The organism is Streptomyces sp. SID14478 (assembly GCF_010548525.1).
GTDB lineage: Bacteria > Actinomycetota > Actinomycetes > Streptomycetales > Streptomycetaceae > Streptomyces.
Window position 1 is genome coordinate 1 of the sequence record NZ_JAAGMG010001314.1, and the last position, 5682, is coordinate 5682.

Sequence of the window (5682 nt, forward strand, 5' to 3'; positions counted from 1 at the left end):
GCGGGCGCATGCACCACGCCGCGCTCACCGGGACCGCGCCCGGCGCCGTCGTCGCGGCGGGCGCGGAGGGCAGCGACGAACTCCCGCTGCTCGCCGACCGGCCGCGCGTGGACGGGCATGAGACGGCCTATGTGTGCCGGCACTTCGTATGCGATGCCCCGGTGACGGACGTCGACCGGCTGGGCGCGATCCTCGGCGCGGCGCGGGACTGACGGTTCCCCGGGAGGGCGGTATCCAGGGGCGGGGTCCGCGGACCCCGCCCCGCCGGCCCCCGGACCCGGGGTCCGCGGGACAGGCGAGTCCTAGAGCCCGTGCTGCACGGCGTCCATCGCCCGCATCACGTAGTCGTGCAGTTCGCCCTCGTAGTCGTGCTCGGCCCAGTACCGTGCGGCCTCCATCAGCGCACCGACCAGACCCATCGCGTACGCCCTGACCTCCAGGTCGCCCTCGTCGCGCCCGGTGCGATCGGCGATGACGCGGCACATCATCTGGCCGGTGACCGACATCGACTCCATCATCCGCGAGCGCACCGCGGGCACCTCGACCTGCAGGCGCATCCGCAGCTTGGACACCTCCGCGTCCTCGCCGTGCTGCGCGAGGTTCATGGCGTGGTCGATGATGTGCCGCAAGGAGTCCACGATCGACTCGTCGGCCGGCCGCTTGCGCAGCTCCCGCTCCACGATCGGGTCGAACTCGTCGGTGAGGACGATGTCTTCCTTCGTCGGGAAGTAGCGGAAGACGGTGGACGGCGACACCTCTGCGGCCTCGGCGATCTGCTCGACCGTCGTCGCGTCGTACCCCTGGTCCATGATCAGTCGGTACGTCGCGTCGCGGATCGCCATCCGGGTCTTGATCTTCTTGCGCTCGCGGAGCCCGACCTTGGGCTCCGCGGCGCTCTGTGCTGAGGCGGCCATGGCGCTCATTGTCAGGCATCCGCGCTGATCGGGGCTACCTCCGGCGCCGAGGCCGTCGTCCCGGCCGACTGCGGGCGGCCGGGCATCAGGGCCGCGGAGAGCAGGGCGGCGGCCAGCGCGACGATGCCGATGACGACCAGCGCGAGGTCCATGCCGTGCACGTACGCGGCGTTCGCCGACGCCGCGAGGGCGTGGTCGCCGAGCCTGCCCGCCACCACATGGGCGCCGATCACCGAGTCGCGGGCCGCGCCCGCGGCCGCGTCCGGCAGGCCCGTGGTGCTGAGCCGGCTCGTGTACGCGCCGGCGACGAGGGCGCCGAGCAGGGCGACACCGAGCGCGCTGCCGGTCTGGCGCACCGTGCTCAGCAGCCCGGAGCCGCGGCCCGCCTGGTCCCTGGAGAGCGCGCCGAGGGCGCCGCCCATCGCGGGGATCATCGCGAACGCGACGCCGACCCCGGCGATCGCCAGCCACAGCGCAGTGAAGCCGTACCCCGAGTCGGCGGTGGTGCGCGCCCCGAGGAACGAGGCGAAGGCCAGCACCACGAGCGCGACGACGATCACCGACCGCGCCCCGAACTTCGCGACCAGCGGCTGCGCCAGCTTCGCCGCGGCGAGCATGCCGCCCATCATCGGGAGCATCCGGATGCCGGTGGCCAGCGAGTCGGTGCCGAGCACGGCCTGCAGGTACTGCGGCAGCAGGAACATCAGGCCCGACAGGACGAACATGCCGAGCGTCGCCGCGAGGGTGTTGCTGAGGAAGCCGCGGTGTCCCAGCAGCGTGAGGTCGAGCATGGGGCGGGTGCTGCGCCGCTCGCGCAGTACGAGCGCGCCGAGCAGGACGACGGCCGCGACGAATCCGCCGATGACGACGGCGTCGCTCCAGCCCTTCGAGGGGCCTTCGATGATCGCGTAGATGAGGGCGCCGAGACCGAGCGCGGTGAGCACCGTGGAGACGATGTCGACCTTGGGCGCGGCCGGGTCCCGGCTCTCGGGCAGCAGCAACAGGCAGGCGGCGATGCCGATCGCGACCATCGGCACGTTCAGGACGAAGACCGAGCCCCACCAGAAGTGGTTGAGCAGCCAGCCGCCGATGATCGGGCCGAGCGGCATGCCGAGGGCGGAGCCCGCCGAGATCATGCCGAGGGCCTTGGTCTGCTCCTCGCGCGGGAACAGCGAGGGCAGTACGGACATGGCGAGCGGCATCACGAGCGCCCCGCCGACGCCCATCAGGGCGCGGGCCACGATGACCCAGGTGACGTCGCCGGCGAAGGCGCCCACGAGGGAGGCGGCGAGGAAGATGCCGAGCCCGCCGATGAGCATCCGGCGCCGGCCGAACCGGTCGCCGAGCAGTCCCGCGGGGAGCATCAGGGCGGCGAACACCACGATGTACGCGTCCGCCATCCACTGCTGCTGACCGGTGGTGGCGCCGAGGTCCTCGGCGATCGTCGGCAGCGCCACATTGAGGATCGTCATGTCGAAACCGAGCACGAGCATGCTCGCGACCAGGGCCCCGAGGGCCCACCAGCGCCGGGGGTCCGGACGCGTCTGCGCTTGCTGAGTGACAGTAACCATGAAATGAGAGTAGCTCTCAGTTCCTAGTGTCTGTCAATCCAGAGTCTCTATCGAAAACGCAAAAAGGCCGCGGCTGGTGTGCCGCGGCCAGAAGGAGAGGGGGTGGTGGTGAGCGTCAGGCGTGCTGGTAGGCCACCAGGGAGATGCCGACGTAGTGCACGACGAACGCCGCGAGGGTCAGCGAGTGGAAGACCTCGTGGAAGCCGAACCAGCGGGGCGAGGGGTTGGGGCGCTTGATGCCGTAGATGACGCCGCCCGCGCTGTAGAGCAGCCCGCCCACGACGACCAGGACGAGGACGGCGATGCCGCCGGTGCGCAGGAAGTCGGGCAGGAAGAAGACCGCGGCCCAGCCCATCGCGATGTAACAGGGGGTGTAGAGCCAGCGCGGGGCGCCGACCCAGAAGACGCGGAAGGCGATGCCCGCCCCGGCCGCCACCCAGATGCCCCACATCAGCGCGTCGCCCTTGGAGTCGGGCAGCAGCAGCATCGTCAGCGGCGTGTACGTGCCCGCGATGATCAGGAAGATGTTCGCGTGGTCGAGCCGGCGCAGGACGCCGTCCGCGCGCGGGCCCCAGTTGCCCCGGTGGTAGAGCGCGCTCACGCCGAACAGCAGGCACGCCGTCAGGACGAAGATGCCGCAGGCGATGCGGCCACGCGTCGAGTCGGCCAGCGCCGTCAGGAAGATCCCGGCGATGAGCACGGCCGGGAACATGCCCGCGTGCAGCCATCCGCGCAGTCTCGGCTTCAGCGAGACCGGATCTGTGAGGGGGGCTTCGGGCACAGGCTGCTCTGCGGCGACGCTCATGCCGGGAATCGTACCTACGGAACCGTAGGTGCCGGACAGGGAGAGCGTCAGTTCTCACACGGCGTTAACCCGACGTGCTGATCCCTGACTTCCGGCCCGGACCTCCGGCCTGTCCTGTGGTCCCGTCCGGTGATCCCCGACTCCCGATCCGAGTGGCGATGCTCACGCCCGCTCAGGTGTGAGGCCCTCTGGACAGATGGGCGAAACGGTCGGATGATCAAATGAGTGCGGTCGGCACCGGATGAGCGCTCACTGGGATCCAGTGGAACGGGAGGCGCAGCGTCCGGGTCGCGGCCCCCACGGGGCACCCAACTCAACACCCTCATTTAGGAGCGATCGTGGCGCGCGACATCGCGGCTCCCGCCCTGGGCACCCTCCCGACCAACCACAAGGAACTGATCTCGTGGGTCAACGAGATCGCCGAACTCACGCAGCCGGACAGTGTGGTCTGGTGTGACGGCTCCGAGGCCGAGTACGAGCGGCTCGCCGAAGAGCTCGTCATCAAGGGAACGTTCAAGAAGCTCGACCCGATCAAGCGCCCGCACTCGTACTACGCGGCGTCCGACCCGACCGATGTCGCGCGGGTCGAGGACCGGACGTTCATCTGCTCCGAGAAGGAAGCGGACGCGGGCCCGACCAACCACTGGAAGGCGCCCGCCGAGATGCGGGAGATCTTCCGGGGCAACGAGGGCAACGGGGGGATCTTCCGCGGCTCGATGCGGGGCCGCACGATGTACGTCGTCCCGTTCTGCATGGGTCCGCTGGGCTCGCCGCTGTCCGCGATCGGCGTCGAGATCACCGATTCGGCGTACGTCGCCGTCTCCATGCGCACGATGACCCGGATGGGCCAGCCGGTCCTGGACGAGCTCGGCGAGGACGGCTTCTTCGTGAAGGCGGTCCACACCCTGGGCGCCCCGCTGGGACCGGACGACCGGGACGTCCCCTGGCCGTGCAACAGCACCAAGTACATCTCGCACTTCCCCGAGGACCGCGAGATCTGGTCGTACGGCTCGGGCTACGGCGGCAACGCCCTGCTCGGCAAGAAGTGCTACGCGCTGCGCATCGCGTCCGTCATGGCGCGCGACGAGGGCTGGCTCGCCGAGCACATGCTGATCCTCAAGCTGACCCCGCCGCAGGGGGAGGCGAAGTACGTCGCCGCGGCCTTCCCGTCCGCGTGCGGCAAGACCAACCTCGCCATGCTGGAGCCCACGATCTCCGGCTGGACCGTCGAGACGATCGGCGACGACATCGCCTGGATGCGGTTCGGCGAGGACGGCCGCCTCTACGCGATCAACCCCGAGGCCGGCTTCTTCGGCGTCGCGCCCGGCACGGGCGAGCACACCAACGCCAATGCGATGAAGACCCTCTGGGGCAACTCCGTCTTCACCAACGTCGCGCTCACCGACGACAACGACATCTGGTGGGAGGGGATGACCGAGGAGACCCCGGCGCACCTCACCGACTGGAAGGGCAACGACTGGACGCCCGCGTCCGGCACCCCGGCCGCGCACCCGAACGCCCGCTTCACCGTCCCGGCGTCCCAGTGCCCGATCATCGCGCCCGAGTGGGAGGACCCCAAGGGCGTGCCGATCTCGGCGATCCTCTTCGGCGGGCGGCGTGCCTCAGCGGTCCCGCTGGTCACCGAGTCCTTCGACTGGAACCACGGGGTCTTCCTCGGCGCCAACGTGGCGAGCGAGAAGACGGCCGCGGCCGAGGGCAAGGTCGGCGAACTGCGCCGCGACCCGTTCGCGATGCTCCCGTTCTGCGGCTACAACATGGGCGACTACATGGCCCACTGGGTGAAGGTCGGCGCGGGCAAGGACCCCGCCGAGCTCCCGAAGATCTACTACGTCAACTGGTTCCGCAAGGACGCGAACGGGCGCTTCGTGTGGCCCGGGTTCGGTGAGAACAGCCGCGTCCTGAAGTGGATCGTCGACCGCCTCGACGGTCGGGCGGACGGTGTCGAGACCCCGATCGGCATTCTCCCGACCAAGGAGTCCCTGGACACGGACGGCCTCCAATTGGCCGACGCGGACCTGGAGTTCCTGCTCACCGTCGACAAGGAGGTCTGGCGCGAGGAGGCAGCGCTGGTGCCCGAGCACCTCAACACCTTCGGCGATCACACGCCGAAGGAGCTGTGGGACGAGTACCGCAACCTGGTGCGCCGCCTCGGCTGACCGGACCTGAACAGGCCCCCCGCACAAAGGCGTGCGGGGGGCCTGATCGCATTTCTGGGCCGAGGACCTGACTAGGCGGCCACCGGCCGCCCGGCCTCGGCGTGGTACTCCATGCGCCGGGCCGCCAGGATCGCCGTGGCCGTGTCCGCGCGGGACGCCGCCACCACCAGTGCGCGCCCGGCGAGCGCGTGCGCCCGCTGGTGCAGGCCGGCGAT

The 5682-nt window shown here is 70.3% G+C and carries 4 protein-coding genes and 1 pseudogene; 2 read left to right on the forward strand and 3 right to left on the reverse strand.

Translation table 11 applies throughout. The features are described 5' to 3' along the window. Positions 1 to 212, forward strand: a pseudogene (locus G3I40_RS41790) (hypothetical protein); the annotation flags it as partial. Between the two features lie 90 nt (positions 213 to 302). Here G3I40_RS41790 and G3I40_RS41795 read toward each other — a convergent pair. The 3 genes from G3I40_RS41795 to G3I40_RS41805 form a co-directional block, all read right to left on the reverse strand. Next, the gene (locus tag G3I40_RS41795; protein ID WP_164560021.1) at positions 303 to 914 is read right to left on the reverse strand and encodes a TetR family transcriptional regulator; all 612 of its coding nucleotides are present in this window, start codon (positions 912 to 914) and stop codon (positions 303 to 305) included. Between the two features lie 11 nt (positions 915 to 925). Then, positions 926 to 2485, reverse strand: a complete 1560-nt coding sequence (locus G3I40_RS41800) for a DHA2 family efflux MFS transporter permease subunit (protein ID WP_164560022.1) — start codon at positions 2483 to 2485, stop codon at positions 926 to 928. Positions 2486 to 2600: 115 nt separating this feature from the next. Next, entirely contained in the window at positions 2601 to 3290 is a 690-nt protein-coding gene (locus G3I40_RS41805; RefSeq protein WP_164560023.1) for a hemolysin III family protein, read from the reverse strand. A gap of 338 nt (positions 3291 to 3628) precedes the next feature. On the opposite strand from G3I40_RS41805, the gene G3I40_RS41810 reads away from it, so the two are divergent. Beyond that, positions 3629 to 5467 carry a phosphoenolpyruvate carboxykinase (GTP) gene (locus G3I40_RS41810; RefSeq protein WP_164560024.1) on the forward strand — a complete coding sequence of 613 codons (1839 nt, stop codon included), beginning with the start codon at positions 3629 to 3631 and terminating at the stop codon, positions 5465 to 5467. Positions 5468 to 5682 lie beyond the last annotated feature (215 nt).